The following is a 24683-nucleotide window of genomic DNA, read 5'->3' as shown; positions in this document are numbered from 1 at the left end:
GACGAGGAGACGACGATGCGCGCAGGAGTCCTGTACTCGGCCGGCGACCTGAGGGTCGAGGACGTTCCCGACCCCGTCCCCGCCGAGGGCGAGGTTCTGGTGGAGGTGTCGTACAACGGGTTGTGCGGCACGGATGCGACCGAGTACTCCAAGGGGCCGATGATGGTCCCGCTGACGACCCGTCATCCCGGCAGCGGCCACCTGGGTCCGACCATCCTCGGCCACGAGTTCGTGGGCCGCGTGGTGTCGGCCGGTGCCGGGGCGCAGGAGTGGGTCGGCAAGCGCGTCGCCAGCGGCGCGGGAGTCTCCTGCGGCACCTGCGCCTGGTGCCTGCGCGGACGCACCAACCTGTGCCAGTCGTACTACACGCTCGGGCTGTCGACGCACGGCGGCCTCGCGGAGCGCGTCTGCGCCCCGGCCTCGACGCTCACCGAGATCCCGTCGGACCTGCCCGACGTCGAGGCCGCGCTCGCGCAACCGCTCGCCGTCGGCCTGCACGCGGTCACGCGGTCGGGGGCCGCGCCCGGGGAGACCGTCGTCGTGATGGGGGCGGGCGCCATCGGCTCGTTCATCCTCGCCGGCCTCAGCGGGCACGACGGCGAGGTCGTCGTCGCCGACATCGACCCCGCCCGCCTCGCGGCGGCCGAGGAGCTGGGCGCCACCCGCACCATCCAGATCGAGCCAGGTACGTCGGGTGCCGAGCTGGGGAGCCAGGTCGGCCGCCCGGTCGACCTCGTCATCGAGAGCGCGGGGGCTCCCGGCTCCGCCGCGAGGGTGCTCGACCTCGTGGCGCGCGGCGGACGCGTGCTGCTCGTGGGCCTCTCCAAGGAGCCCCAGGAGCTCGCCCTCGCCGGCGTCGTGCTGCGCGAGGTGGACATCGCGACGACGGTGGCGCACGTCTGCGCCACCGACCTCCCACGAGCCCTCGACCTGCTCCGCGATCGGCCCCTCGGCCGCCTCCTCGGGGTCACCGAGGTGCCGCTGGACGCCGTGGTCGAGCAGGGGCTCCGCCCGCTGGCTGCCGGCACGGCCGGGGGCAAGATCCTCGTGGCGCCCAGCCGTGGCTAGGGTCGCCGTCCTCGGGGCCGGCCGCATGGGTGCGGCCATGGCCGTCCGGCTGGTCGACCAGGGACACTCGGTCGTCCTCTGGAACCGCACCCGCGCCAGGGCCGACACGGTGGCCGAGTCGAACCCGCTCGTGGCCGTCGAGGACCGGGCCGAGGACGCCGTGCGCGGCTGCGAGGTGGTCCTGTCCATCCTGGCGGACGGCAGGGCGACCCGGGAGGTGCTGCTCAACCCGGCGGTCCTGGACGCCCTCGACCCCGCGTGCGTCGTCGTCGACCACGCCACGAGCGGTCCGGACGCCGCCCGCGTCCTCGCGACGGGACTGTCCGAACGGCACATCGGCTTCCTCGACGCCCCGGTCTCCGGGAGCATCCCCGCAGTCCAGGCCGGCACCCTGCTCGTCATGGCGAGCGGTGCGGCTGGGGACGTCGAACGTGCCCGACCCGTGCTGGAGGCGTTGGCGCGCAAGGTCGTCCGTGTCGGCGACGCCGGAGCCGGACAGGTGATGAAGCTGGCGGTCAACCTCGTCCTGCACGACCTCAACGCCGCGATGGCGGAGGCCCTCCAGCTCGCCGAGGCCGCGGACATCGCGAGGGACGACGCGTACACCGTCTTCCAGGAGAGCGTGGTCGGGGCGCCCTACGTGCAGTACAAGCGCGCGGCGTTCCTCGACCCCGGGACCCCCGTCGCCATGAGCCTGGCCCTCGTCGAGAAGGACCTGGGGCTCGTGACCGAGCAGGCGCGTGCGCTGGGGCGGCCGGCCCCCGTCACCGAGGCGGTGCTGCAAGCGGTGCGGGCCGCGGTCGGGGCCGGGCTCGGAGCGCGCGACATGGCCGACCTGAGCCGGTACGACGGCCGGGCGCCGGGCGCCACCTCGCGCTGAGTCCACCCCTTGATCTCATTGGTGTGAACCTCTTGTGAACACGTTGCAGGACTTGTAAAGTCACACGCAACGCCGCAGGAGCCCCGGCTCCCACCGCGGCTCGGCACCTCAACGACGAGGAGGTACTCATGGCCACCACCGAGGACCAGCGCACGACAGGGCGAGGCCACCAGCGGCTCTCCCTCTCCCGCGGGCTCGCGACGGTGCTGGGCGCCCTCGTCCTGCTGTTCGCGGTGTCGGTCGTGCTCGCCCCCAGCAGCGTCAGCACGGGCGCGCTGCAGAGCATGCTGCCGTTCGCCTCGGTCCTGGCGATCCTGGCGATCGGGCAGACCCTCGTGGTCATGCAGGGCGGCTTCGACCTGTCGGTGCCGGGCTCGGTGTCGCTCGTCGTCGTGGTGGTGACCCACCAGGCATACGGGGACAACGCGAAGGTGCTCCCCGCGGCCCTGACGGCGCTCGCACTCGTCCTGGTCGCCGGGGCGGTCAACGGCTTGCTCATCGGTCGCCTCGGCCTCAACGCGATCGTCGCGACACTGGGCGTCAACGCGCTGCTGTATGCCGGCGTGCTGGGAGTGTCCGGCGGCACGCCCCGCCAGACGACCGACCTGCTGGCCAGCCTCGCGGGCGGAACCGTGCTCGGCGTGCCGAACGCACTGCTCGTCGCGGTCCTGACGACCGTGGTCACCACCGTGCTCGTGAAGCGGACGGTGGCCGGTCGCCGGTTCGAGGCGGTCGGTGCCAGCGGCCGCGCGGCCTGGGCCACCGGGCTGCGGGTGCAGCGGCACCGGGCCGGCGGCTACGTCGCCGCCCAGGTGCACTACTGGCTCGGAGGCCTGCTTCTCGCCGGCATCCTCAACAAGCCCACGGCCTACCAGGGCGACCGCTACCTGCTCCCCACCGTCGCCGCGGTGGTCCTGGGTGGCACCTCGCTCCTGGGCGGTCGCGGGAACATCGTGGCCACCGCACTGGCCGCGCTGTTCCTCACCCAGCTCGACCAGTTCGTCCTCGCGATCGGGGTGAACTACGCCGTCGAGACCCTCGTCCAGTCGATCGCGTTCGCAGTCGGTGTGGCTCTCTACACCATCGACTGGCGCCGCCTGCGCGCCAGGTTCGGGCGTCCACCACGCACGGCCGTCTCACCCGGCTGACCGACACCCGCGCGGTCCCACCCCCACGGCACCGCCGACCCCACCCACCCGACCGCACGGTCATCCCAACCACCCCTGCTCTGCGGCCCAAGGAAGGTCACACCATGAACTCGAGGACGACCACGAACCGCATGCGGATGCTCGCATCCTGCGGCCTCATCGCTGCCACCCTCACCGCCTGCAGCCAGACCGGTGGCGCAAACACCGCGGACGCACAGTCCAGCGGCGGCGCCACGGTCGCCGGCGCACCCTCGTGGTGCGGGACGAAAAAGGTCACGCTGGGCCTCACCGACGGCTTCGGTGGCAACAGCTGGCGCCTCGTGACGACGGCAGCGGCCAAGGACGAGATCGCCAAGTGCCCCAGCGTCACCAACTTCTCGTACGCCGACGGCCAGGGCGACACCCAGAAGGCCATCTCCGACATCCAGGGCATGGTGGCCAAGGGCGTCAACGCCCTGGTCGTCTTCCCCGACGCCGGGAACGCCGTCCTGCCCGCCCTGCGCAGCGCCTACAAGGCCGGCGTGGTCACCGTGCCGTACCGGGTCAACCCGGGCGGTGAGGCGAAGAAGGACTACAGCGTCTGGGTCGGAGCCGACTTCGTCACCGACGGCATGCACTGGGCCGAGTGGCTCCAGAAGAACCTCCCCAACGGCGGCAACGTGCTCTTCCTGTCCGGGCCTCCCGGCAACAGCCAGGGCCTCGACGAGCTCAAGGGGATGAAGTCGGTGCTCGACGCCGGCAAGTACAAGTTCATCGGCCAGCAGCCCTTCGAGGTCACCAACTGGGACCCCTCGAAGACCCAGCAGGTCCTCAGCGCGGCGATCGCGAAGAACCCCAAGATCGACGCCATCGTCTCGGACTTCGGCCCCTCGCTGGTCGGCGCGCTGCCGGAGTTCGAGAAGTCGGGGCGCTCCATCCCGATGATCGCCACCTCCGACGGGAACGTCCTGTCCTGCTTCTACGACCAGCACAAGGCGAAGAACCCGAACTTCAAGCTGATGACGGTCGCGACGGGCAACGACAACGCGCGCCTCGCGGTGCAGTGGGCCGTCGCCCTGGCCACCGGCGGCAAGACCCCCTCGGACCAGACCTTCAAGGCCCCGATCTTCGAGGACTCGGTGAGCAGCCAGCCGCACCCCGTCACCTGCGAGAAGAGCCTGCCCGGTGACGTGTACCTCTCGGCCGAGATGGCCGGCCAGGACCAGGCGAAGCTCCTCAAGTGAGCCCGATCGAGGCGTTCCCCGTGCCCGCCCGACCCCCAGACGTCCAGGACGGACCCATGACGGACCAGCGAGAGATCCCGGACCCGCGCCCGGCGGCGCAGGATGACGCAGTCGCCCTGGTGCTGAGCGGCATCAGCAAGCACTACGACGGCGTCGCGGCACTCACCGACGTGTCCCTCGAGGTGCGGGCCGGGGAGGTGCACGCGCTCCTCGGGGAGAACGGCGCCGGCAAGTCGACGCTCATGGGCGTCGCCACCGGCTCGGTCGTCCCCGACGCGGGATCGATCGAGGTCCGGGGCGAGGCGGTCCCGGTGCTCACGCCGCCGCTGGCGACCTCGCTGGGGATCGCCATCGTCCACCAGCACCCGGCCGTGATGCCCGACATGACGGTGGCGGAGAACATCCGCGTCGCCGTGCCGGCCAGCCAGCTGGCCGGCACGGAGGGGGCGGAGGCGACGATGCGCCAGGTGCTCGAGGACGTGGGGTCCACCGCGCACCTCGAGGACAGGGTCGGCAACCTCAGCGTCGCGCAGCGGCACCTGCTCGAGCTGGCCAAGGCGATCCTGATCAAGCCGTCGATCCTCATCCTCGACGAGCCCACGGCACCCCTCGGCCCCGAGTCGGTCGACCGGCTCTTCGCCTGGGTGCGACGGGCGGCCGAGCGTGGGACGGCAGTCGTCTACATCACGCACCGCCTGGCGGAGGTGCGTGAGCTCGCCCAGCGCGTCACCGTGCTCCGTGACGGCAAGGTGCGCGGCACCGCCGACGTGGCATCCGTGACGGACGACGAGCTGCTCGCACTGATCGTCGGCCGGCAGCTGGAGTACACCTTCCCCCCGAAGCTTCAGGGCGAGGGTGACGGGACCGACTTCCTCACCGTCGAGAACCTCTCCGGCCCCGGCTTCGACGACGTCTCGTTCACCGCGCGACGCGGCGAGATCGTCGGCATCTCGGGCATCGTGGGCAACGGCCAGAGCAACCTGCTGCGGGCGCTCACCGGCCTGGAGCCGTTCTCCGGCACGGTGCGGATCGGGTCCACCGGCTACAGCGACAAGCAGCTGGTCGACGCCACCGCCTACCTGCCCGCGGACCGGCACGTCGAGGGCCTGATGATGACCCTCTCGGTCCGCGAGAACGCCGCGGTCTCCGCCCTGACCCGGTTCCGCAAGGGCCGCCTGCTGGACCGGCGCGCCGAGGTCGAGAGCGTCGAGGCGGAGCTGCGCGGGCTCGCCGTGAAGACGGCCTCCCAGGAGACCGAGGTCTCGGCCCTGTCCGGCGGCAACCAGCAGAAGGTGGTCCTGGCCCGGGCGCTGCTGTCCAAGCCGAAGCTGCTCGTCGCGGACGAGCCCACCCAGGGCGTCGATGTGGGTGCCCGTGCGGAGATCTACCGCATCCTGCGCGAGGTCTCCCAGAGCGGGGTCCCCGTCGTCGTGGCCTCCTCGGACGCCAAGGAGCTCGAGGGCCTGTGCGACCGCGTGGTCGTGATGTCCCGCGGCTCCGCGGTGGCCTCGTTCGAGGGGGAGGAGGTGAGCGAGAACCGGCTCATCGACGCCGCGGTCCGGGCCACCGGGCACGTCAAGGCCAAGCAGGAGCGACAGCGCTCGCTCGCGGCCTCCACCCGTTTCAGCCGGTTCCTCCAGGGCGACTACGCCCCGGTCGTGGTGCTGGCCCTGGTCATGGTCGCCCTCGGCGCGTACATCTACGCCCAGAACCCGCGCTACCTCTCGGCCTTCAACATCACCTCGGTGACGATGTCCTGCGCCGCGCTCGGCTTCATCGCCCTCGGCCAGACGATCGCGCTGATGACCGGCGGGATCGACCTGTCCGTCGGTCCACTGGCCGGCTTCCTCGTGATCATCGGGTCGTTCTTCCTCGTCGACGGCAAGCCCCTCCCGGTGATGCTGCTCGGCGTGCTGCTCATGGCGCTCGCCGCGGCCGGGACCGGTGCGGTCAACGGCTCGCTCATCAGGTTCGCCAAGTTCACCCCCGTGGCGGCGACGCTCGCGGCATACATCGGCCTGCAGGGGCTCAGCCTGCTGCTGCGCAGCGCGCCCGGCGGCAACATCGCCGAGAGCGTCACCGGCTTCCTCCAGCTGGGGGTCGGCCCGGTCCCGAACGTCTTCATCCTGCTCGTGGTCGCCAGCGTCGTGATGGAGTACCTGCTGCGCTACCGCGGCTGGGGGCGCAGGCTCCGTGCGGTCGGCTCGGACGAGGAGTCCGCACGCCGGGTCGGGGTGAAGGTCAACCGGACCGTCGTCCTCGGGTACGTCAGCTCGTCGCTGTTCGTCTTCCTCGGGTCGATGGTGCTCCTCGCCCAGCTCGGCATCGGCGACCCCAACCAGGGCATCGGCTACACCCTGAGCAGCATCACGGCCGTGGTGCTGGGCGGCACGAGCCTGCTCGGCGGCCGCGGCACCTTCATCGGCACGCTCCTCGGGGCCGGCCTCATCGTCGAGCTGCTCAACGCCACGGTGTTCCTCAACCTCAGCCAGACCTGGCAGTACCTCTTCCAGGGCGCGCTCATCGTGGCCGCCGCCGTGATCTACGGCCGGGCCCGCGGCGCCCGCGCCACCCTCTGAACCAGGAGACCCCCATGCGTGCAGCACGCTTCCACGGCAAGTCCGACATCAGGGTCGAGGACGTCGAGACCCCGAAGATCAAGGAGCGCGACGAGGTCCTCGTCGAGGTCCTGTGGTGCGGCATCTGCGGCACGGACCTGCACGAGTACATGGTCGGCCCGATCGTCACCCCGGTGGACCCCCACCCGCTGACGGGCGCCACGCTCCCGCAGACCCTCGGCCACGAGTTCTCCGCGCGGGTCGTGGAGGTCGGGCCGGACGTCGAGGACGTCTCGGTCGGCGACCGCGTCGCGATCATGCCGGCCATCGTCTGCGGCCGGTGCCGCTTCTGCCGCGAGGGCCTGGGCCACCTGTGCGTCCGCTTCGCGTGCACCGGCCTCTCCGCCGAGACCGGCGGGCTGGCGCAGTATGCCGTGCTGAAGGAGTACCAGGTCGCCGTGCTCCCCGACAGCGTGAGCGACGTGGAGGGCGCGGTGGTCGAGCCGGCGAGCGTCGCGGCATACGGCATCGACCGCGTGGGCATCCACGGCGGTGACGTCGTGCTCGTCACGGGTGCCGGGCCGATCGGGGTCCTCTCGGCGCTGTATGCCGACGCGCTGGGTGCCACCACGGTCGTGATCGCCGAGCCGAACCCCAACCGGGCGGCGCTCGCCCGCGCTGTCGACGTGGGGCCGGTGCTCGACCCCACCGACGCCGGCTTCGCCGACGCCCTCGCCGACCTCACCCAGGGCCGGGGCGCGGACGTCGTCGCGGAGTGCTCGGGCTCGACCCCCGGGCTCACGACCGCCATGGACAGCGTCCGGACGCGGGGCAAGATCGTCCAGACCGGCCTGCACACCAAGCCGGCCACCCTCGACGCGATGCGGCTGTCCGAGCGCGACATCAGCTACGTCGGCAGCTGGTGCTACCTCATCACCGACTGGCCGCGCATCATCCGGATGATCGCCTCGGGCAAGTACCCCGTGGCCAAGGCGGTCACGACGCAGATCGGCCTCGAGGACGTCGTGACCAAGGGCTTCGACGTGCTCGTCAACCCCACGGGCGACCAGCTCAAGGTGTTGGTCTCCCCGACGGCCGGCCGGGCCTGACGGAGCGCCGGACATGACCACCGCCGTCACCGCCATCCACCACGTGGGGCTCGTCGTCGAGGACCTCGACCGGTCGATCGCGTTCTACCACGACCTCCTCGGACTGCCGCTGGCCAGTGGACCCACCCCCTGGTTCGAGGGCGACGAGCTCGCGCGTGGTGTCGGGGTGCCGGGTGCCCGGCTGCGGCTCGCGACGCTCCGGGCGGGGGAGACCGTGGTCGAGCTGCTGCAGTACCACGAGCACCCCGCCACGGGTCCGCAGCCGCCGCCGAACAACAGCCTGGGTGCGGCGCACGTCTGCTTCCGGGTCGACGACATCCGGGCGAGCAAGGCCGAGCTCGAGGCGCAGGGCGTGCGCTTCTACTCCGACATCACCGTCGTCGACGACGGCCCGCTCGCCGGGTGGCGCTGGGTCTACCTCAGCGACCCGGACGGGTTGACCCTCGAGCTGGTCGAGATCGCCTACGACGAGCAGGGGGAGCTGCGCGAGCGGGAGACGCAGGAGTACCTGCGCGCCCGCGCCGGCGTCCACCTCGCCCACCCGCACTGACCAGCCTGCCCACCCACCCCCAGCACGCACCCCGAGCACGAACCCCGAACACGCACTCCAGCACCCCCGCTGCGCGCCGAACCGGTGCGCGGTGTGGGCCGGGCTGCACCCCCACCTGCGACGCGGTCGCACCGAGACGAGGAGATCGCAATGGTTTCACCGACCTATGGCACCAACGCCGTCGACTGGGAGAGCCGCCTGGACATGGGCCGCCTCCGCGCCGAGCGGCTGGACCGGCTCAAGGCCGAGCTCGAGGCGTCGGACCTCGGGGCGCTGCTGACGTTCGACTTCCACAACATCCGGTACATGACCGGGACCCACATCGGCACGTGGGCCATGGACAAGATGATCCGCTTCGCCCTCCTGCCCCGCGGCGGCGACCCGGTGCTGTGGGACTTCGGCTCGGCCGCGGCCCACCACAGGCTCTACGCGCAGTGGCTGGACGAGTCGCACCGCGCCGCCGGGCGCGGCGAGCACTACGGCAACCGGGCGGGCATCTCCACCCTGCGCGGCGCCATCTCCCCGGGTGCCGGCCGCGCGGAGGACGTGGCGCGCAAGGTGGCCGAGGTGATGCGCGACTTCGGGCTGGAGGGGCAGCCGGTGGGGGTCGACATCGTCGAGCCGCCCGTCGCCGCCGCGCTGAAGGCCGCCGGACACGAGGTGGTCGACGGGCAGCAGGTCTACCTCGAGGCCCGCAAGATCAAGACCCCCGACGAGATCGGCCTGCTGACGCAGGCCGCGTCGATGGTGGACGCCGCGTACGAGGAGCTGTACGAGTTCCTGCGGCCCGGTGTCCGTGAGAACGAGTGCGTCGGCCTCGTGAACAAGGTCCTGTACGACCTGGGCTCCGAGCACGTCGAGGGCGTCAACGCGATCTCGGGAGAGCGGTGCTCGCCCCACCCGCACGTCTTCAGCGACCGGCTCATCCGGCCCGGCGACCCGGCCTTCTTCGACATCCTGCACAGCTTCGTCGGCTACCGGACGTGCTACTACCGCACCTTCGCGGTGGGGAGCGCCTCGCGGGCCCAGCGCGACGCGTACACGATCTGCCGCGAGCTCATGGACCGCGCGATCGAGCTGGTGAAGCCCGGTGCGACGACCGCCGACATCGTGTCGGTCTGGCCGACGGCGCAGGAGTTCGGGTTCGCGGACGAGGAGGCCGCCTTCGCCCTGCAGTACGGGCACGGCGTCGGGCTGTCGATCTGGGAGCGGCCGATCTTCAGCCGCATGACCTCCCTCGAGCACCCGGAGACGCTGGAGGAGGGGATGGTCTTCGCCCTGGAGACGTACTGGCCGGCGGCGGACGGCCTCGGTGCCGCGCGGATCGAGGAGGAGATGGTCGTCACCAAGGACGGCTGCGAGGTCATCACGAAGTTCCCGGCCGAGGAGCTGCTCGTCGCGGGCAAGCGCTACTACACGACCGGCGGCCACCTCCCGACGCTGCGCGACAGCCAGTCCCACCTCAACACGGCTGCGGCCGAGCGCCAGCCCGCCATCGCCGAGTGAAGGAAGCACCATGAGAGCACCGCTGCAGGACCACCCCTACGGACAGCACCCGGTCGTGCGGCCGCCGGACGACCCCACGCGCCACGACGGTGCCGACATCGAGCTCGCGACCCGCCGGGACATGTACCGGAGCATGCGCGAGATGCGGCTGTTCGAGAAGCGCGCCTACGACCTGTTCATGAAGCAGCTCGTCAAGGGCACGAGCCACCTCTCGCTCGGCATGGAGGCGATCGCCGCCGGGTTCGGGCGGGCGATGCGCCAGGACGACTACACGTTCGCGACGTACCGCGGGCACGCGCACACCCTCGCCCGCGGGGTGCCCATGACGCCGGTCCTGGCCGAGCTGCTCGGTCGCGCCAACGGACTGCTCGGGGGCAAGGGCGGCTCCATGCACCTCACGAGCGTCGAGCACGGGATGATGGGCTCCTACGCCATCATCGGCGCCCACCTGACGATCGCCAACGGCGCCGCGTGGTCGGCCCAGCTGCGTGGCTCGGGCCAGGTCGCCGTGTGCTTCTTCGGTGACGGCACGACCAACATCGGCGCCTTCCACGAGGCCCTCAACTACGCGGCCGTGTACAAGCTGCCCGTCGTCTTCGTATGCGAGAACAACATGTACATGGAGTACACGTCGATCTACGACATCACCGCGGTGCGCAACCCCGCGGCGGACCGGGCCGCGGCATACGGCCTCGAGCCGGTGGTGATCGACGGCAACGACGTCGACGAGGTCTACCTGACGGCACGCGCCGCGCTGGAGCGCGCGAGGTCGGGCGAGGGGCCGTCGCTCATCGAGGCGCTGACGTACCGCCACGGCGGCCACTCCCGGGCCGACCCGGGCAAGTACCGGCCCAGCGAGGAGGTCGACGCGTGGAAGGCGTACGACCCGCTGGACGTGTACCGGGCGCGGCTGACGCGTCTCGGCGTGGACGAGGGCGAGCTCGACGCCATCGACGCCGAGGCCCTGGCCGCCGTCGACAAGGCCACCGAGGAAGCGAAGGCGGGCGAGCTCCCGCCGCCGGAGAGCGCGTTCACCGACGTGTGGGCAGATGGAGGATGGTCATGGCGGAACTGACGTACCGGGACGCGGTGGCCCGCGGAATCGCCCAGGAGATGCGGCGCGACGAGCGCGTCGTGCTCGTCGGCGAGGACGTGGCCGGGGCCGGGGGCGTCTTCAAGACGACGGTGGGCCTGCTCGACGAGTTCGGGCCCGCGCGGGTCGTCGACACCCCCATCTCGGAGCAGGCCATCCTCGGCGCGACCATGGGCGCCGCGATGACGGGGATGCGCCCGGTCGCGGAGATCATGTTCTCGGACTTCTTCGCCGTGTGCTGGGACATCGTGGTCAACCAGATCGCCAAGACCCGCTACATGACGGCTGGGCAGGTCACGCTGCCCCTGGTCATCAAGACCGGCAACGGCGGGGGCCTGCGCTTCGGCGCCCAGCACTCGCAGTCGATCGAGAACTGGGCGATGGCGGTGCCCGGCCTCAAGGTCGTCACCCCCTCCACCCCGGAGGACGTCGTCGGGCTCATGGCCGCGGCGATCCGTGACGACGACCCGGTCATCTTCTGCGAGCACAAGGGTCTCTACGCGTCCAAGGGGGAGGTGCCGGACGGCGACATCGTCGACTCCCTCGGCACGGCGAAGGTCCGCCGTCCCGGGAAGGACGCCACCATCGTCGCCCTCGGCATGATGGTCCCGAGGGCACTGGCCGCGGCGGAAAGCCTTGCGGCACAGGGAATCGACGCCGAGGTGATCGACGTCAGGTCACTCGTGCCGCTCGACACCCAGACGATCCTGGGGTCGGTCTCCCGCACCGGACGGCTGTTCACCGTGGAGGAGAACCCGCAGGTCCTGGGCTGGGGCGCCGAGATCGCCTCGCTCGCCGCCGACGAGTGCTTCTGGGACCTCGACGGCCCGGTCCAGCGCATCACGACGCCCCACATCCCGCTCCCCTCGGCGGACTCGCTCGAGGACCTGGTGATGCCGTCCGAGGAGAGCATCGCCCGGACCGTGGAGAAGGCGCTGCAGCAGTGAGCCCGGCACCCGACGACACCGTTGCCGTGACGATGCCCCAGCTCGGGGAGACCGTGGCGGAGGGCACCGTGCTGAGGTGGCTCAAGCAGGTCGGCGACACGGTCGACGACCAGGAACCGCTGCTCGAGATCGCGACCGACAAGGTCGACACCGAGGTGCCCTCGCCCGGCGCGGGGGTGCTGGTCGAGATCGTCGTCGGTGAGGACACGACCGTCGCGGTCGGCACCGTGCTCGCCCACCTCGGACGCGACCGCGGTGCCGCCGAGCAGCCCGCGCCCGCAAGCGAACCCGTCACCGGCGTCGGGGCCGCCGCAGCACCGGCTCCTCCTGCCCAGGCGTCGGCCCCAGAGGCGGGGTCCGGCCCACGGCACCGGCACTCCCCGCGGGTGCGACGGCTGGCGCGAGAGGCGGGCCTCGACCCGGACACGCTCGACGGTACGGGACCGCGTGGCCGGGTCACCCCCGAGGACGTCGCTCGTGCGGCGGAGGGCGGCGAGGCAGCCCAGCCGGCCATCCAGGCGGCCCAGCCGAGCACCTCCTCACCCAGACCGGCTCCGCCCGCGGCTGCCACCGGGCCCGCGGGCGGGGCTCCCCAGCCCGCGGCCGCCGGCGTGGGCCAGGGAGACGCCGCCGTGGCCGGCGCGGTGCGCTCCGTGCGCACCGTCACCGCGACCGTCGACCTCACGTCCCTGCTCCGGACCGCTGCGGGGGTGGGCAGCGGGGCCACAGCGGACGACCGCTTCGTCGCCGTCGCCACGACGCAGGCCGTCGCGGCCCTGCGGGCGTGCCCGGCGCTGCTGGGCTCGGGAGCGGGCTCCGACCACGTCGCGGTGACGGTCCGGCGCACCGCTGCCGACGGTGCACGGGTCGCCCTGGTGGACCACGCGGAGGAGCTGAACGCGGACGGCATACTGCGCCGCCTGCGTGAGGCCCCCACGGCGTCGTCCCCCTCCGCGGGCACCTCTGGTACCGCCCACGCGACGCTGGAGTTCGCCGGCGAGGACCACGTCGTCGTCGACGTCGAGGACCCTTGGCCGGGGCAGGTGGTGAGCATCGGGTTCAGCCGTCCGTCCCCCCACGTGGTCGTCGTCGACCAGGACGGTGCCGCCGGCATCGGGATCCGGCACACGGCATACGTCTCGGTCTGCTTCGACCAGGCCCAGGCGGACGCACCCCTCGTGCGGACGTTCCTGCGCGACCTCGTCGCGCGGCTCGCCTGCGCCTGACCTGCACCACGTCGTCGACGACCACCACGACACCCCGAACACACGACACCCTGGAGACGCCACCCATGACCCGGAACGGCCGGACCGAACACCTCGCCTACTCGACGCTGGTGCACGCAGGCGACACGTGGGAGGAGATGCGAGAGAGCCTGGAGACCTTCGCGCCGCAGGTGAAGGCGCGGGTGTCACCCGACGACCCGTATGCCGTGTCGCTGCGCATCTCGGGTGCATCGGCGCAGACGCTGACCGACGACGCCGAGGAGCGCGCCCGGCTGCGGCGCTGGCTCGACGAGCACGACATGTACGTCTACACGGTCAACGCGTTCCCCTACGGACCGTTCAAGGGGCGCACCGTGATGGAGGACGTGTACGAGCCGGACTGGAGCACCGAGGAGCGAGTCACCTACACCTGCCAGGTCGCGGACATCCTGGCCGAAGTCGCCCCGGACGACGTGTCGCCGTCGATCCAGACGGCACCGCTGGCCTTCCGGCCGAAGGTACGCACGGAGGACGACGTCCTGCACCTCACCGAGAACCTCCTGCGGGTCGTCGCGCACCTCGTCAACCTCGAGGCACGAACCGGCCGGCGCGTGAAGCTCGCGCTCGAGCCGGAGCCGTACTGCTACCTGGAGACCACGGCCGAGACCATCACCTACTTCCAGGAGCGGGTCTGGTCGGCGGCGGGCCTCGCCACGTTCAGCCGGCTGAGCGGGCTGCCGGTCAGCGAGGCGATCGGCGCCCTGAGGCGCCACCTCGGTGTGGTCTTCGACATCTGCCACCAGTCGGTAGAGTTCGAGGACATCACCGGCTCGCTGCGCGCCCTCGTCGATGCGGGGGTGCCCGTCTTCAAGCTGCAGGCGGCTGCCGCACTGCGGATGCCCGACGTCACGGCGCAGACCGTGGCCGCCCTGGAGCCGTTCACCGACACCATCTACCTGAGCCAGACCACCGAGCGCCGCGACGGCGAGCTCACCCGGCTGCTCAACCTGTCGGACGCGATCGAGGAGTGGCGGCGCGACCCCGAGCCGAAGCGGGAGTGGCGCACGCACTTCCACGTACCCGTCTTCCTCGACGACCTCGGGGCCTTCAGCACCACGCGGAGCGGCATCGAGCAGGCGCTCGCGGTGCAGGCGGAGCTCGACCTGTCCGACCACCTCGAGATCGAGACCTACACGTGGGACGTGCTGCCGGCGCACCTCAAGACCGGCGACATCGTGGAGTACGTGTCGCGTGAGCTCGAGTGGCTCTCCGGCACCCTGGCTGCCTGCCGCGAACGCTCCTGACAACGGCGCCGACGTCGACGCCTCACCCGTCGTGGACACGGGCCCTGCCCTTGGGAGCTAGTGCGTGCTGCCGTAGTTGGTGACGACGGTCGCCGTGGTCGACCTGCCGTCACCGAGCCCCGTCCACTTCTCCTTCAGGCACCTGGAGCAGCGGGTGTAGGTGGCGCCGTCGGTGGTCGTGGCCTGCTCCCACCGGTGCCACAAGCCGGTGCGGCACAGGAACGGCTTGCGTGACCTGGCCATCGTTCCTCCTCGCCCGACAACCACCGCGACATCGTGTGTGTGACGGCACCGGTCACGATGCCGCCTGCGCGCGGCGCCGTACCGGGTCCAACGTCCCGACGGCTCACCGGTGTGCGGTCGTACCGGACACGGATGGGATGCCGGTTGGCAGCGCCGGTGGCGCCGGGCGCGGTCACGCGCCGGGCGTGTCGCCCTCCGGTCGTGCCACAGCGCCCTGAGCGGTGTCCGAGCTGACCAGGCCGAGGCGCAGGTCGGCCCGGGTAGGAGCGCGGCCGACCTTGTCGTTGAGGGTCCGCCACTCCTGGCCCGCCAGGAGGCTGCCCAGCACGTCGCCCATGATGAGCTGCGTCTCCTGCAGCGCCTCGCCCGGCGTGGTGAAGACACGCAGCGAGCGGTAGCACTCGTGGTCGGCGATCTTCACGCTGCCGACGAAGCCCCAGCCGTCCGAGGCCGGGGAGTACCCGATGGTGATGTGGAGCTCGTCGGAGGAAGACATGACCCGTCCCTAACCGGCGGTCGCGAGCGCCCGCCTTGCGTCCTGGAGGGATTGCCAGGTGTCACCAGCATGCCGTCTCGGCCCGAGCCGCCGCCATGACGTTTGTGACGCGATCGCTCAGTTCGTGACGCGATCGCTCAGCGGTGTCCTCTCGGCCGAGGGTGTCCCGGCCCTCAGGCCCCTTGCTCGGCAGCCTCGTCGTCGGTGCCGAACAGGATCCGCAGGGCGATCTGCCGGTTGACGCGAACATGCTGCAGGGCGAGCGTGGCCGCGTGCTCGGGGTCGCGCGACGTCATCGCCGTGAACAGGCCCTCGTGCTCGTGCAACAGCTCGGCGGCGTCCTCGTTCTGGCGGAACAGCCAGTGCAGCCGCCCCTGGAGTGGCTCGAGCAGGCCGGCGAGCAGGTCGTTGTGGGCAAACCGGACGATCGCGTCGTGGAAGGCCTCGTTGGACTCCTGCGCCCCGGCGGCGTCACCCCGGGCAAGGGCCTCCTCACCCTCGGCGAGGACGTGACGCAGGGCCGCGAGCTCCTCGTTGGTCGCCTTCTCGGTCGCCAGCCGCGTGGCCAGGAACTCCAACGCCTCGCGAACGTCGAAGAGCTCCTCCACGTCGCGGCGGGACAGGTGCCGGACCACCACACCCTTGCGCGGGACGACCTGGACGAAGCCCTCGGTCTCGAGCGTCCGGAGCGCCTCACGGACGGGTACGCGGGAGACCCCGAACTCCTCGGCGAGCTCGCGCTCGACCATCTTGCTGCCGGGTTGCAGCCGGCCGTCAGCGATCCGGCGCCGCAGCTCGTCACGCACCTGGTCACGCAGGGGGATGTGGAGCATCCCCAGCGGCGCTCGCTCGGCTGGACTGGGCATTCGGCTCTACCTCCGGTGGTGGGGTCCGGCCACCCGCCTCACCGAGGTGACGGCTTGGCGGGCGGCCGGCGGTGCGTCGGGTCAGCGTCCGACGCAGTCTGGTCGTTCCGGCTGCGCGAAGGGGAATCGCTGCCGGAAGTCGGCGGCTGCGGTGTCGAAGGTGGTGAAGGTGACCCCTTCGTGTGAGCGCCAGTACTCGATCAACCGCTCGAGCATGAGCAGGACCTGCGGTCGGCCCGAGACGTCCGGGTGCAGCGTGACCGGGAACACCGCGTAGTCCAGCTCTCGGTACACCCAGTCGAACTGGTCGTTCCACAGGCGCTCGATGTCGTGCGGGCTCACGTACCCATGGCTGTTGCTGGCGTGCTTGTTGAACATCATCGGAGGCAGGTCGTCGACGTACCAGTTGCCGCAGAACTCGACGAGGTCCACCTCCCTGCCGTGCCCCATCGGCTTCATCCAGGCGTCTGCCTTCGCGGAGAAGTCGATCTTGGTCCAGTCGTCGCCGACCCGTGCGTAGAAGGGGACGAAGTCGTTGTAGTTCTGCGAGTGGTCGTACGTGAAGCCGTTCTCGAGGAGCAGTGCCGCCGTGTGCTCGCTCATCTCCCACCACGGCGCGACGTACCCGCGGGGCGCCTGGCCTGACAGCTTGTGCACGAGCTCGATGCTGTGGAGCAGGACCTCCCGCTCCTGCTCGAGGGTCATGGCCACCGGGTTCTCGTGGCAGTAGCCGTGGGCCCCGATCTCGTGCCCCGCATCGGCCACTGCCTGCATCTGCGCCGGGAAGGACTCGATGGAGTGGCCGGGGATGAACCACGTGGTCTGCAGGTCGTACCGGTCGAAGAGCTTCAGCAGCCTGGGGGAGCCGACCTCGCCCGCGAAGACCCCGCGCTGGATGTCGTTCGGCGAGTCCTGCCCCCCGTAGGAGCCCAGCCAGCCGGCGACGGCGTCGACGTCCACGCCGAGACAGATCTTGATGTCCTTGCTCATGAGTTGTCCTTCGTTCAGTCGAGCGCGTCGACGGTCTGCGGGGCCACGACCCTCGCCACCGAGGTCTGCCTGCTCGAGGCGGCCGCGCGGCGCATGGCCCAGCGGTAGGCGACCCCGGAGAGCACGACGCCGATGGGCCAGGAGAAGGGTGCGGCCGAGGAGAAGGCCGGCACGAGGGCGATGATCGCCGAGACCACGGCGGTCGGCACGAAGACCGCGATGGCGGTCCGGTTGACGCCCCGGGAGTAGTGGTACGCACCGCCCTCGTCGACCCGGTACAGGTCGTCGAGGACGACGTGACCGCGACGGACGAGGAAGTAGTCGACGGCCAGGATGCCGAAGAGCGGCCCCAGGAGAGCTCCGAGCCCACCGAGGAAGTAGTTGACGACCACCGGGCTGGAGTAGAGCTTCCACGGCATGACGACGAGGGCCAGCACGGCGCTGATGAGGCCGCCCCGCTTGAAGGTGATCTTCTTGGGCCAGATGTTGGCCAGGTCGTAGGCCGGGGAGACGAAGTTCAGGACGACGTTGACGCCCACGGTCGCGATGATGAACATGATGGCGCCGACGACGAGGACACCGGTGTTCGGCACCTTGGCGATGATGAGCGCGGGGTCCGTGATGGTCTCGCCGAACACCGTCAGGGCACCCACCGTCGTGGCCACGCTGACTGCGGCGAAGGCGACGAAGTTGACCGGGATCCCCCAGAAGGTCCCGAAGCGAACGGCCTTCTTGTCCTTGCCGAACCGAGTGAAGTCGCAGTAGTTGAGCATCATCGTCGCGTAGGTCGCGACCAGGAGGAACGCCCCACCGATCACTGCCAGGGGCGCCCCGCCTTTGACCGGCTGCACGGACCGGTTCATCGGCAGGTGCCAGTTCGCCTGCGAGAAGAGCCAGACCGCCATGCCCAGCATGACCACCCAGATGAGGGGACCGGCCCAGTCCTGGAACCTGCGCACCGCCTCCATCCCCCGAGTCACGACGAACATCTGGAGCAGCCACAGCAGCAGGAAGCACGCCCAGCCGAGCAGGGAGAGACCGAGGAACGAGCGGTTCTGCCACGAGCTCAGCCCGGGGTCGATCCGCAGCAGCAGCACGACGACCGCCAGCGACGCCAGGTAGGTCTGGATGCCGTACCAGGCGATGGCGATGACAGCCCGGACCAGGGCCGGCAGGTTCGCCCCCCAGATGCCGAAGCTGAGCCGTGCCATCACGGGGAACGGGACGCCCGTCTCGACACCCATACGGCCGGCCAGCAGGAGTCCGAAGTACAGGACCGTGATGCCGATGGCGAGGGAGAGGAGCACCTGCCACGCGGTCAGGCCGAGGGCGAACATCCCGGCCACGAAGGTGTAGGTGCCGATGTTGTGGATGGCGGACATCCACACGGCGAAGTAGTTGTACGAATGCCAGTGCCGTTCAGTCGACGGCGCCAGGTCCTCGTTGTAGAGGCGACCTTCGGGGTCGAGCGCCGCCAGGTGGGGGTGAGGGACGTTCGGCATGGGAACTCCAGAGGTGGATCACTGCGGGGTGCTGACTGATCCGGTCCCGGCGGGGTGGGCGAGACACTGGTATGCGGTATACCAAGAGTGCGGAGGGTGCTGCCCCTTGTCAAGACCCCGAGGCCGATCAGCCCGTCAGTCCCTGGGCGCGTGACGGGTGAGGGGCGCCGGCACTGCGCGTTCCTCGCTACGACGTCCCTGCGGGTTGGGAGTGCAGCAGCCGTCGGAACAGGCCCCGCCTGGCGCCGAGCCGGTGGCTGGGACGCCCTCCACGGCATACTCCTCGCCCCCTGCTACGCCGAGGACCGGGGCGCAGCAGTCGTCCCCCTGCCAGTTCTGCCGTCCCTCACGGGCGGCGACGGCCGCGATGACGAGTGCCGCGACCGGGTCCGCCCACGACCAGCCGAGAGTGGCGTTGAGGACCAGGCCGGCGAGCAGGACCGCGGACAGGTACGTGCACAACAGCGTCTGGGTGCCGTCGCCCTCGACGGCCGCGGACCCGAGCTCGCGTCCGGTGCGACGCTGCCACCACGACAGGACCGGCATGATCGCCAGCGACGCGATCGCGAGGGCGATGCCGACCGTGCTGTGGTCGGGCTCGGCGCCGGTGAGCAGGGCGTGCCCGGCGTCGAGGAGCAGGTACGCGGCCAGGGCAAAGAAGGAGACCGCGATGAGGCGGCGCGCGGTCTGCTCCCGGGACTCGGGCATCCGGTGGCGGAACTGCCAGAGGATGACCAGGCCCGACGACACCTCGACGACGGAGTCGAGCCCGAACCCGACGAGCGCGGCCGACCCGGCCACGGTCCCGGCGCTGACGGCGACGACGGCCTCGACGACGTTGTAGCCGACCGATGCTGCGGCCAGCACCTGCGCCCGCCGGGACAGCGTGGCCCGGCGGCCGGGTGAGAGGGTCGTCCAGGTGGTGCTCACCACGCGACCTCCCTGCACCCGGTGTGCGTGTCGGGCTCGACCTGGAGGGTGGCGTGCTCGACGCCGAACCGGGTCCGCATGACGTGGCTGGCCTGGTCGAGGACGGTGTGCGGGTCGGCGGTGGCGTCAGTCATGAGGTGGGCGGTCGCGACGTTCATGCCGGAGGTCAGGGTCCACAAGTGCAGGTCGTGGACGTCGGTCACGCCCGGCACGCCGGCCAGGGCCTCGGCGACGGTCTCCGGCGGGGTGTCCGAGGGAGCGTGCTGGCCCAGGACGAGCAGCACCTCCCGGCCGAGCATCACGGCGCGCACGGCGACGAAGACCGCGATGGCCAGGGCGATCCCGGTGTCCCACCACGGGTTCCCGGTGGTGCGGACGAGCGTTCCGGCGACGATGACGCCGATCGAGCCGACCGTGTCCGCGACGACCTCGAGGTAGGCGCCCTTGACGTTGAGCGACTCGCTCGCGCCCCCGCGCAGCAGCAGCAGCGCCGCCACGTTCACCACGAGCCCGATGGCGCCCACGACCAGCATGGCGCCGGACGCGATCTCCGGCGTCGACCCGATGCGTCCGATCGCCTCGACGGCGATGTACACCGACACCCCGATCATGAGCAGGACCGCGAGACCGGAGGCGAAGACCTCGGCCCGGTAGGAGCCGAAGGTGCGCCGGCCCGTGCTGTCCGGTCTGGTGGCGATCCGGGTGGCCACCAGCGCTGCGCCGAGCGCCACGACGTCCGCGGCCATGTGTCCGGCGTCGGAGAGCAGGGCCAGCGAGCCGGATGCCAGGGCCGTGACGAGCTCGACGACGAAGAAGGCGGCGACCAGGACGAACGCGAGCTGCAGCCGCCACCGGTGGGTGGTGCCGGGGTGCCCGTGGCTGTGCCCGTGCGAGTGCCCGCTCATCGCGCACGCTCGTGGTCGACGTGCTCGCGGGTGAGGTCCAGGAGCATCCGCACGTGCGCGTCGGCGAGCCGGTAGTACACCAGTCGTCCCTGGCGCCGCCCCGACACGACGCCGGACGCCCGCAGCATCCGCAGCGACTGCGACACGGTGGTCTCCTGCTGGTCGGTGGCGGCAGCGAGGTCGCTCACGCAGAGCTCGCCGGCCTCCAGCAGGGCGTAGAGCAGCCGCGCTCGCGTGGGGTCGCCCAGGAGCTTGAACAACGACGCGGACCGGGTCAGCGCCTCGGACGACAGCGCCGCGCGACGCACCATCTCGACCTTGTCCGGGTGGACGCACCGGTCGGCGCAGGCCTCGAGCGCGACCACCTTCTCATCTGAACGCATGCTCAGATGATGGGGGCGAGACGAGGACGTGTCCAGTCCGTGTCCAGTCGTGGACACGGACTGGACACGCGCGCCCGGTCAGGCGGAGGTGCTGCGCTGGTCCAGCCAGTTCTTGGCGAGGCTGGCCAGGGCGGCCGTCACCAGCACCACGACGATGAAGCCGAGCGAGGTGAGGATGCCGATCTGGGGCAAGGGGATCGAGCCGAGGTGGTCGATGTGCGAGCCGTGCAGCGCCTCGATGATGAGCTTGGCACCGATGAACGCGAGGATCGCCGAGAGGCCGATGTTCAGGTAGATCAGCCGCTCGAGCAGTCCGCCGACGAGGAAGTACAGCTGGCGCAGCCCCATGAGGGCGAAGGCGTTCGCCGCCACGATCACGAACGCGTCCTGGGTGAGTCCGAAGATCGCGGGGATCGAGTCGAGGGCGAAGACGACGTTCGCGAGCCCGATGGCGCTGATCGCGATGACCAGCGGGGTCCAGTGGCGCCGTCCCTCGTGGTGCACCGCTAGCCGGTCGCCGTGGTAGTGCGGCGTCATGGGCAGCACCCGGCGCAGGGCGCGCAGGACGCGGTACTCCTGGAAGTCCGGCTCGTCGTCCTCGCGCAGCAGGGTGACGGCCGTGTAGATGAGCAGCAGCCCGAAGAGGTAGAACGTCCACGACGCCGCCGCGATGAGGGCGGCTCCCGCGAAGATGAACACGGCGCGCATGAGCATCGACAGGACGATGCCGAGGTAGAGCACCTTGTCCTGGGCGGCCCTGGGCACCGCGAACCTCGTCATGATGATGACGAAGACGAAGAGGTTGTCCACGGAGAGGCTGTACTCCGTGATGTAGCCGGAGAAGAACTCGGCGCCCGTGCGCCCGCCGACCGTCAGGGCCACGACCGCCCCGAAGGCCACGGCCAGGGCGACGTAGAAGGTGACCCAGCGGACCGCCTGGGCCATGCCTACCTCGCCGCCGCGTCGGGCGATCACGCGCAGGTCGACCACGACGACCAGGGCGAGGAGCGCGAGGGTGAACGCCCAGGCATACGCGGGCACAGTGCTGACCATGACGAAACCTCCGGAGGCACAACGGATCTCCGGAGGTCTCCTCCGCCGCGGTTCGCGGCCCCGGACACCGGGCCAGCAGGGCTGTCCGTGTTGACGACGTCCGGGTCAGGGAGTACTCCCCTCCACCGCCGCGGACGCTATCGCACGTGCGGGGGCTCACGGCGGCATACCCGCATGTCGGTATGCCGCGTGGTCACGCCGGTCAGCGCAGGACCAGGGCGAGTGCGGAGACCACCGTCGCGGCGAGCACCGCCTGGTCGAACCGCGCCTGGCTCAGCCGGCGTGCGGAGTGCAGCCCGGCCCACGCGCCGAGCACGACGACCGGTGCGAGCAGCGCGGTGCGCCCCAGGGTCGCTGCCGAGAACAGGCCGAGCCCGGCGCTGAAGGGCACCTTGCACAGGTTGACCCCGAAGAAGAAGACGGCGCTGGTGCCGAGGAAGCGCTGCTTCTCCACACCACGCGCCACGAGGAAGAGGGTCATCACGGCGCCGGCGGCGTTGGCGGTCATGGTCACGAAGCCGGCGGCCAGGCCGGTGCCGAGGCCGGCAGCCGTGGAGTGCCCGATGGGCGGCGCGGCCGAGGAGCGTCGCGCGAGCACCAGCTGCATGGCCGCGAGGAGGAGCAGCAGCACACCGATGCTCCGGCGCAGCACCGTGTCGTCGACGACGGCGAGGAACACCGCCCCGAGGGCGAGCCCCGGCAGCACGGCCGGGATGAGCCGGCGCAGGAGGCCGAGGTCGGCGTCGCGGTGGTAGTGCCACACCGCCACCACGTCGCCGACGAGGAGCAGCACCAGGATCGCGGCCGTGGACTCGCGAGCGGGCATGAGGCTGGCGAAGATCGCGACCGCGACGCTGCCCAGGCCGCCGATCGCCGTCTTCGCGAAGCCCACGAGCAGTGCTGCCACGACGAAGAGCAGCACGGCGAGCACGCCCGGACTCTAGCCCCGCGCCGGGCAGCCCCCGCCCGCCCGTCCACGGTCCGCGCGGTGCATCGGGTGCTCAGGCCACCAGGTGGGCGAACGCGACGATGTTGTCCACGTAGTGGCCGGTGCTCCGGTCGAACGCCCCACCGCAGGTGATGAGCCGCAGCTCGGCTCGGCCCTTGGTGTCGCCGTAGACGACAGCCGTGGGGAAGTCGCTCTTCGCGTAGCGGGCGACCTTGTCCACGACGAACCGCGCGACCGTGCCGTCCTTGCGCGTCACGACCACGGAGGCTCCCTGGTGCAGGGCGCCGAGGCGGTAGAACACGGCAGGTCCGTCCTTGCTGTCGACGTGGGCGCCGATGACCGCGGGCCCGAACTCGCCCGGGGTGGGGCCATCGGCATACCAACCGGCACGGTCGAAGTCCGTGGGCGCCTCGAGCGCCCCGTGGGGGTCGAGGTGCAGGTCCACGATGCCGTGGGTCCGGACCCCGATGGAGGGGATCGACAGCGACACCGGCGGGCTGGGGCGCAGGATGGGCCCGAGAGAGCCGTCCTGCGGTGAGGCCGTGCCACCGCTGCCCGGTGCCGTGGCCTCACTGCCGGGGCCCGCCGAGGGGACGCTCGCCGAGGGTGTGCTCGCCGAGGACGTCGCAGTGGACGCCGCAGCGGCGGCGCGGCTCGGTTGGGGCGGGGGGCCCGGAGCGGTCAGCCCCCGCAGGACGAACGCCACGCCGGCCAGGGCAAGCAGCGCGGTGACCACCACGACCCGACGGCCGTGGTGGTCACCGATCCTGCGCACGCGGGGCATCAGGCGCGGTTGCGGACCTTGCGGGCGGCCAGCGTGCCGGTGCCGGCTGCCGCGAGCAGGAACCCGCCACCGAGGAGCATCAGCTCGTCGTTGGTCGACCCGGAGGTGCCACCGGCGCCGGTCTGCATGCCGCCGGCGGGCGCAGCCCGCAGGGCGCCGCAGATGGCCGGGTCCGTGGCCTCCGTCGGCAGGCTGGGGTCGAGGTCGCTCTTGGTGTTGCCGTCGTACTTGCCGTCCTTGTTGTAGTCGACGCCGTGCACGACCACCACGGCCTTGCCGTCGACGATGGCCTGGGCCACGGCAGGGGAGACGTTGATCGAGCCGCGCTCGTAGCTGAGGTTGCCGCCGGGCGCGGTGTCGTAGCGGTCGACGGCCAAGGTGCTCTTGGGCGACGTGTCGCCCGTCTTGGTCAGGGACACCACGACGGGTCCGTATGCCGGGCCGCCCTCGGTGGTGTTCAGGTGCCCGTCCTTGTTGCTGTCGTCGGAGGCGACCGGGCACTCGTGGCGCGCATCGGCACCGAAGTGGATGTGGGCCGCGTGCGGGTTGTCGGGGAGGAGTCCGTTCGCCCGCATGGTGACGTCGATCCGGGTGCCGGTGACGGTGACCATGGCGGTGCCGCTGCCCTGGACGCCGTTGAGGGCGACCGGCCTCAGCGTGGCCGTGGTGGTGCCGTCGGCGGCGTGGGCGACGCCCGCGCCGAGGAAGGGGACGAGGGCGGCTGCGCCGAACGCGATGCCGGCCAACTTCGAGGTGGTGCGCATGCAGGACTCCTTTGTCGGATGCGGCCGTCCACGACCGCGCATCGAATGTGCTCGTTGCGCAAGGGGATTCGTTTTCCTTCTGCAACCGGATTGGGTGCTGCACCAAACCATCGGCGCGAAGGCCCGCGCGGTGGAACCGCTCTGCCGCCCTTCGCGCGGTGTTCGCCTCGACGTCACCCGGACGTTGCAACCGCCCGGTTGGGTCCTCTCGTCGCCCCTTTCGGGGC

The 24683-nt window shown here is 71.2% G+C and carries 24 protein-coding genes; 12 read left to right on the top strand and 12 right to left on the bottom strand.

Annotated features, from left to right (window positions below):
- Positions 1-15 precede the first annotated feature (15 nt).
- The 12 genes from J2X64_RS05240 to eboE all read left to right on the top strand — a co-directional run bounded on the left by J2X64_RS05240 (position 16) and on the right by eboE (position 14591).
- Positions 16-1068 carry an alcohol dehydrogenase catalytic domain-containing protein gene (locus J2X64_RS05240; protein ID WP_310150617.1) on the top strand — a complete coding sequence of 351 codons (1053 nt, stop codon included), beginning with the start codon at positions 16-18 and terminating at the stop codon, positions 1066-1068.
- Positions 1061-1948, top strand: a complete 888-nt coding sequence (locus J2X64_RS05235) for an NAD(P)-dependent oxidoreductase (protein WP_310150615.1) — start codon at positions 1061-1063, stop codon at positions 1946-1948. The genes J2X64_RS05240 and J2X64_RS05235 overlap by 8 nt, the downstream gene beginning before the upstream one ends.
- 128 nt (positions 1949-2076) lie before the next feature.
- A complete protein-coding gene (locus J2X64_RS05230) occupies positions 2077-3096 on the top strand; it encodes an ABC transporter permease (RefSeq protein ID WP_310150611.1) in 1020 nt (339 codons plus the stop codon).
- A gap of 104 nt (positions 3097-3200) precedes the next feature.
- A complete protein-coding gene (locus tag J2X64_RS05225; protein WP_310150609.1) occupies positions 3201-4319 on the top strand; it encodes a substrate-binding domain-containing protein in 1119 nt (372 codons plus the stop codon).
- A gap of 56 nt (positions 4320-4375) precedes the next feature.
- Positions 4376-6898 (top strand): ATP-binding cassette domain-containing protein, encoded by a 2523-nt coding sequence (locus tag J2X64_RS05220; RefSeq protein WP_310150607.1) that lies wholly within the window; start codon positions 4376-4378, stop codon positions 6896-6898.
- Between the two features lie 14 nt (positions 6899-6912).
- Entirely contained in the window at positions 6913-7986 is a 1074-nt protein-coding gene (locus J2X64_RS05215; RefSeq protein ID WP_310150605.1) for a 2,3-butanediol dehydrogenase, read from the top strand.
- A 13-nt stretch (positions 7987-7999) separates the two neighbouring features.
- A complete protein-coding gene (locus J2X64_RS05210) occupies positions 8000-8536 on the top strand; it encodes a VOC family protein (RefSeq protein WP_310150602.1) in 537 nt (178 codons plus the stop codon).
- Between the two features lie 150 nt (positions 8537-8686).
- Positions 8687-10042, top strand: coding sequence for a Xaa-Pro peptidase family protein (locus J2X64_RS05205; RefSeq protein WP_310150601.1), 1356 nt, complete (start codon positions 8687-8689; stop codon positions 10040-10042).
- A 10-nt stretch (positions 10043-10052) separates the two neighbouring features.
- Positions 10053-11117, top strand: coding sequence for a thiamine pyrophosphate-dependent dehydrogenase E1 component subunit alpha (locus J2X64_RS05200; protein WP_310150599.1), 1065 nt, complete (start codon positions 10053-10055; stop codon positions 11115-11117).
- On the top strand, positions 11105-12082 hold the full coding sequence (locus tag J2X64_RS05195; protein WP_310150597.1) for an alpha-ketoacid dehydrogenase subunit beta: 978 nt from the start codon (positions 11105-11107) through the stop codon (positions 12080-12082). Before J2X64_RS05200 ends, J2X64_RS05195 begins: the two co-directional genes overlap by 13 nt.
- Positions 12079-13308 (top strand): biotin/lipoyl-containing protein, encoded by a 1230-nt coding sequence (locus J2X64_RS05190; RefSeq protein ID WP_310150594.1) that lies wholly within the window; start codon positions 12079-12081, stop codon positions 13306-13308. The genes J2X64_RS05195 and J2X64_RS05190 overlap by 4 nt, the downstream gene beginning before the upstream one ends.
- Positions 13309-13373: 65 nt before the next feature.
- Positions 13374-14591, top strand: coding sequence for a metabolite traffic protein EboE (eboE, locus tag J2X64_RS05185; RefSeq protein ID WP_310150592.1), 1218 nt, complete (start codon positions 13374-13376; stop codon positions 14589-14591).
- A 57-nt stretch (positions 14592-14648) separates the two neighbouring features.
- Here eboE and J2X64_RS05180 read toward each other — a convergent pair whose 3' ends face one another.
- From J2X64_RS05180 to J2X64_RS05125, 12 genes are all read right to left on the bottom strand, one after another.
- Entirely contained in the window at positions 14649-14834 is a 186-nt protein-coding gene (locus J2X64_RS05180) for a hypothetical protein (RefSeq protein ID WP_310150589.1), read from the bottom strand.
- Positions 14835-15006: 172 nt separating this feature from the next.
- Positions 15007-15330: a hypothetical protein gene (locus tag J2X64_RS05175; RefSeq protein ID WP_310150588.1), complete on the bottom strand. Its 324-nt coding sequence runs from the start codon at positions 15328-15330 to the stop codon at positions 15007-15009.
- Positions 15331-15503: 173 nt separating this feature from the next.
- The gene (locus J2X64_RS05170; RefSeq protein ID WP_310150586.1) at positions 15504-16196 is read right to left on the bottom strand and encodes a GntR family transcriptional regulator; all 693 of its coding nucleotides are present in this window, start codon (positions 16194-16196) and stop codon (positions 15504-15506) included.
- 81 nt (positions 16197-16277) lie between these two features.
- Positions 16278-17186 carry a polysaccharide deacetylase gene (locus J2X64_RS05165; protein WP_310150585.1) on the bottom strand — a complete coding sequence of 303 codons (909 nt, stop codon included), beginning with the start codon at positions 17184-17186 and terminating at the stop codon, positions 16278-16280.
- Between the two features lie 14 nt (positions 17187-17200).
- Entirely contained in the window at positions 17201-18688 is a 1488-nt protein-coding gene (locus tag J2X64_RS05160) for an NCS1 family nucleobase:cation symporter-1 (protein ID WP_310150584.1), read from the bottom strand.
- A gap of 135 nt (positions 18689-18823) precedes the next feature.
- The gene (locus J2X64_RS05155; protein ID WP_310150582.1) at positions 18824-19618 is read right to left on the bottom strand and encodes a cation transporter; all 795 of its coding nucleotides are present in this window, start codon (positions 19616-19618) and stop codon (positions 18824-18826) included.
- On the bottom strand, positions 19615-20523 hold the full coding sequence (locus J2X64_RS05150; RefSeq protein ID WP_310150580.1) for a cation diffusion facilitator family transporter: 909 nt from the start codon (positions 20521-20523) through the stop codon (positions 19615-19617). The genes J2X64_RS05155 and J2X64_RS05150 overlap by 4 nt, the downstream gene beginning before the upstream one ends.
- On the bottom strand, positions 20520-20906 hold the full coding sequence (locus tag J2X64_RS05145; RefSeq protein ID WP_310150578.1) for a metalloregulator ArsR/SmtB family transcription factor: 387 nt from the start codon (positions 20904-20906) through the stop codon (positions 20520-20522). Before J2X64_RS05145 ends, J2X64_RS05150 begins: the two co-directional genes overlap by 4 nt.
- Before the next feature lie 78 nt (positions 20907-20984).
- Positions 20985-21959: a TerC/Alx family metal homeostasis membrane protein gene (locus J2X64_RS05140; protein WP_310150576.1), complete on the bottom strand. Its 975-nt coding sequence runs from the start codon at positions 21957-21959 to the stop codon at positions 20985-20987.
- 202 nt (positions 21960-22161) lie between these two features.
- Entirely contained in the window at positions 22162-22890 is a 729-nt protein-coding gene (locus J2X64_RS05135) for a sulfite exporter TauE/SafE family protein (protein ID WP_310150574.1), read from the bottom strand.
- Between the two features lie 70 nt (positions 22891-22960).
- A complete protein-coding gene (locus tag J2X64_RS05130) occupies positions 22961-23683 on the bottom strand; it encodes a class F sortase (RefSeq protein ID WP_310150572.1) in 723 nt (240 codons plus the stop codon).
- 8 nt (positions 23684-23691) lie between these two features.
- Positions 23692-24456: a CHRD domain-containing protein gene (locus tag J2X64_RS05125; protein ID WP_310150569.1), complete on the bottom strand. Its 765-nt coding sequence runs from the start codon at positions 24454-24456 to the stop codon at positions 23692-23694.
- Between the last annotated feature and the right edge of the window lie 227 nt (positions 24457-24683).

The organism is Phycicoccus sp. 3266 (assembly GCF_031456495.1).
Lineage (GTDB): Bacteria > Actinomycetota > Actinomycetes > Actinomycetales > Dermatophilaceae > Pedococcus.
The sequence above is the reverse complement of the archived record's forward strand: the minus strand, read 5'-3'. Positions and strand labels throughout refer to the sequence as shown.

Excerpts from the sequence above, each read along its gene's own strand:
- J2X64_RS05240 (WP_310150617.1), top strand. The coding sequence starts at position 16 with ATGCGCGCAGGAGTCCTGTACTCGGCCGGCGACCTGAGGGTCGAGGAC.
- J2X64_RS05230 (WP_310150611.1), top strand. The coding sequence starts at position 2,077 with ATGGCCACCACCGAGGACCAGCGCACGACAGGGCGAGGCCACCAGCGG.
- J2X64_RS05225 (WP_310150609.1), top strand. The coding sequence starts at position 3,201 with ATGAACTCGAGGACGACCACGAACCGCATGCGGATGCTCGCATCCTGC.
- J2X64_RS05220 (WP_310150607.1), top strand. The coding sequence starts at position 4,376 with ATGACGGACCAGCGAGAGATCCCGGACCCGCGCCCGGCGGCGCAGGAT.
- J2X64_RS05215 (WP_310150605.1), top strand. The coding sequence starts at position 6,913 with ATGCGTGCAGCACGCTTCCACGGCAAGTCCGACATCAGGGTCGAGGAC.
- J2X64_RS05210 (WP_310150602.1), top strand. The coding sequence starts at position 8,000 with ATGACCACCGCCGTCACCGCCATCCACCACGTGGGGCTCGTCGTCGAG.
- J2X64_RS05205 (WP_310150601.1), top strand. The coding sequence starts at position 8,687 with ATGGTTTCACCGACCTATGGCACCAACGCCGTCGACTGGGAGAGCCGC.
- J2X64_RS05200 (WP_310150599.1), top strand. The coding sequence starts at position 10,053 with ATGAGAGCACCGCTGCAGGACCACCCCTACGGACAGCACCCGGTCGTG.
- J2X64_RS05195 (WP_310150597.1), top strand. The coding sequence starts at position 11,105 with ATGGCGGAACTGACGTACCGGGACGCGGTGGCCCGCGGAATCGCCCAG.
- eboE (WP_310150592.1), top strand. The coding sequence starts at position 13,374 with ATGACCCGGAACGGCCGGACCGAACACCTCGCCTACTCGACGCTGGTG.
- J2X64_RS05180 (WP_310150589.1), bottom strand. The coding sequence starts at position 14,834 with ATGGCCAGGTCACGCAAGCCGTTCCTGTGCCGCACCGGCTTGTGGCAC.
- J2X64_RS05175 (WP_310150588.1), bottom strand. The coding sequence starts at position 15,330 with ATGTCTTCCTCCGACGAGCTCCACATCACCATCGGGTACTCCCCGGCC.
- J2X64_RS05170 (WP_310150586.1), bottom strand. The coding sequence starts at position 16,196 with ATGCCCAGTCCAGCCGAGCGAGCGCCGCTGGGGATGCTCCACATCCCC.
- J2X64_RS05165 (WP_310150585.1), bottom strand. The coding sequence starts at position 17,186 with ATGAGCAAGGACATCAAGATCTGTCTCGGCGTGGACGTCGACGCCGTC.
- J2X64_RS05160 (WP_310150584.1), bottom strand. The coding sequence starts at position 18,688 with ATGCCGAACGTCCCTCACCCCCACCTGGCGGCGCTCGACCCCGAAGGT.
- J2X64_RS05150 (WP_310150580.1), bottom strand. The coding sequence starts at position 20,523 with ATGAGCGGGCACTCGCACGGGCACAGCCACGGGCACCCCGGCACCACC.
- J2X64_RS05145 (WP_310150578.1), bottom strand. The coding sequence starts at position 20,906 with ATGCGTTCAGATGAGAAGGTGGTCGCGCTCGAGGCCTGCGCCGACCGG.
- J2X64_RS05140 (WP_310150576.1), bottom strand. The coding sequence starts at position 21,959 with ATGGTCAGCACTGTGCCCGCGTATGCCTGGGCGTTCACCCTCGCGCTC.
- J2X64_RS05125 (WP_310150569.1), bottom strand. The coding sequence starts at position 24,456 with ATGCGCACCACCTCGAAGTTGGCCGGCATCGCGTTCGGCGCAGCCGCC.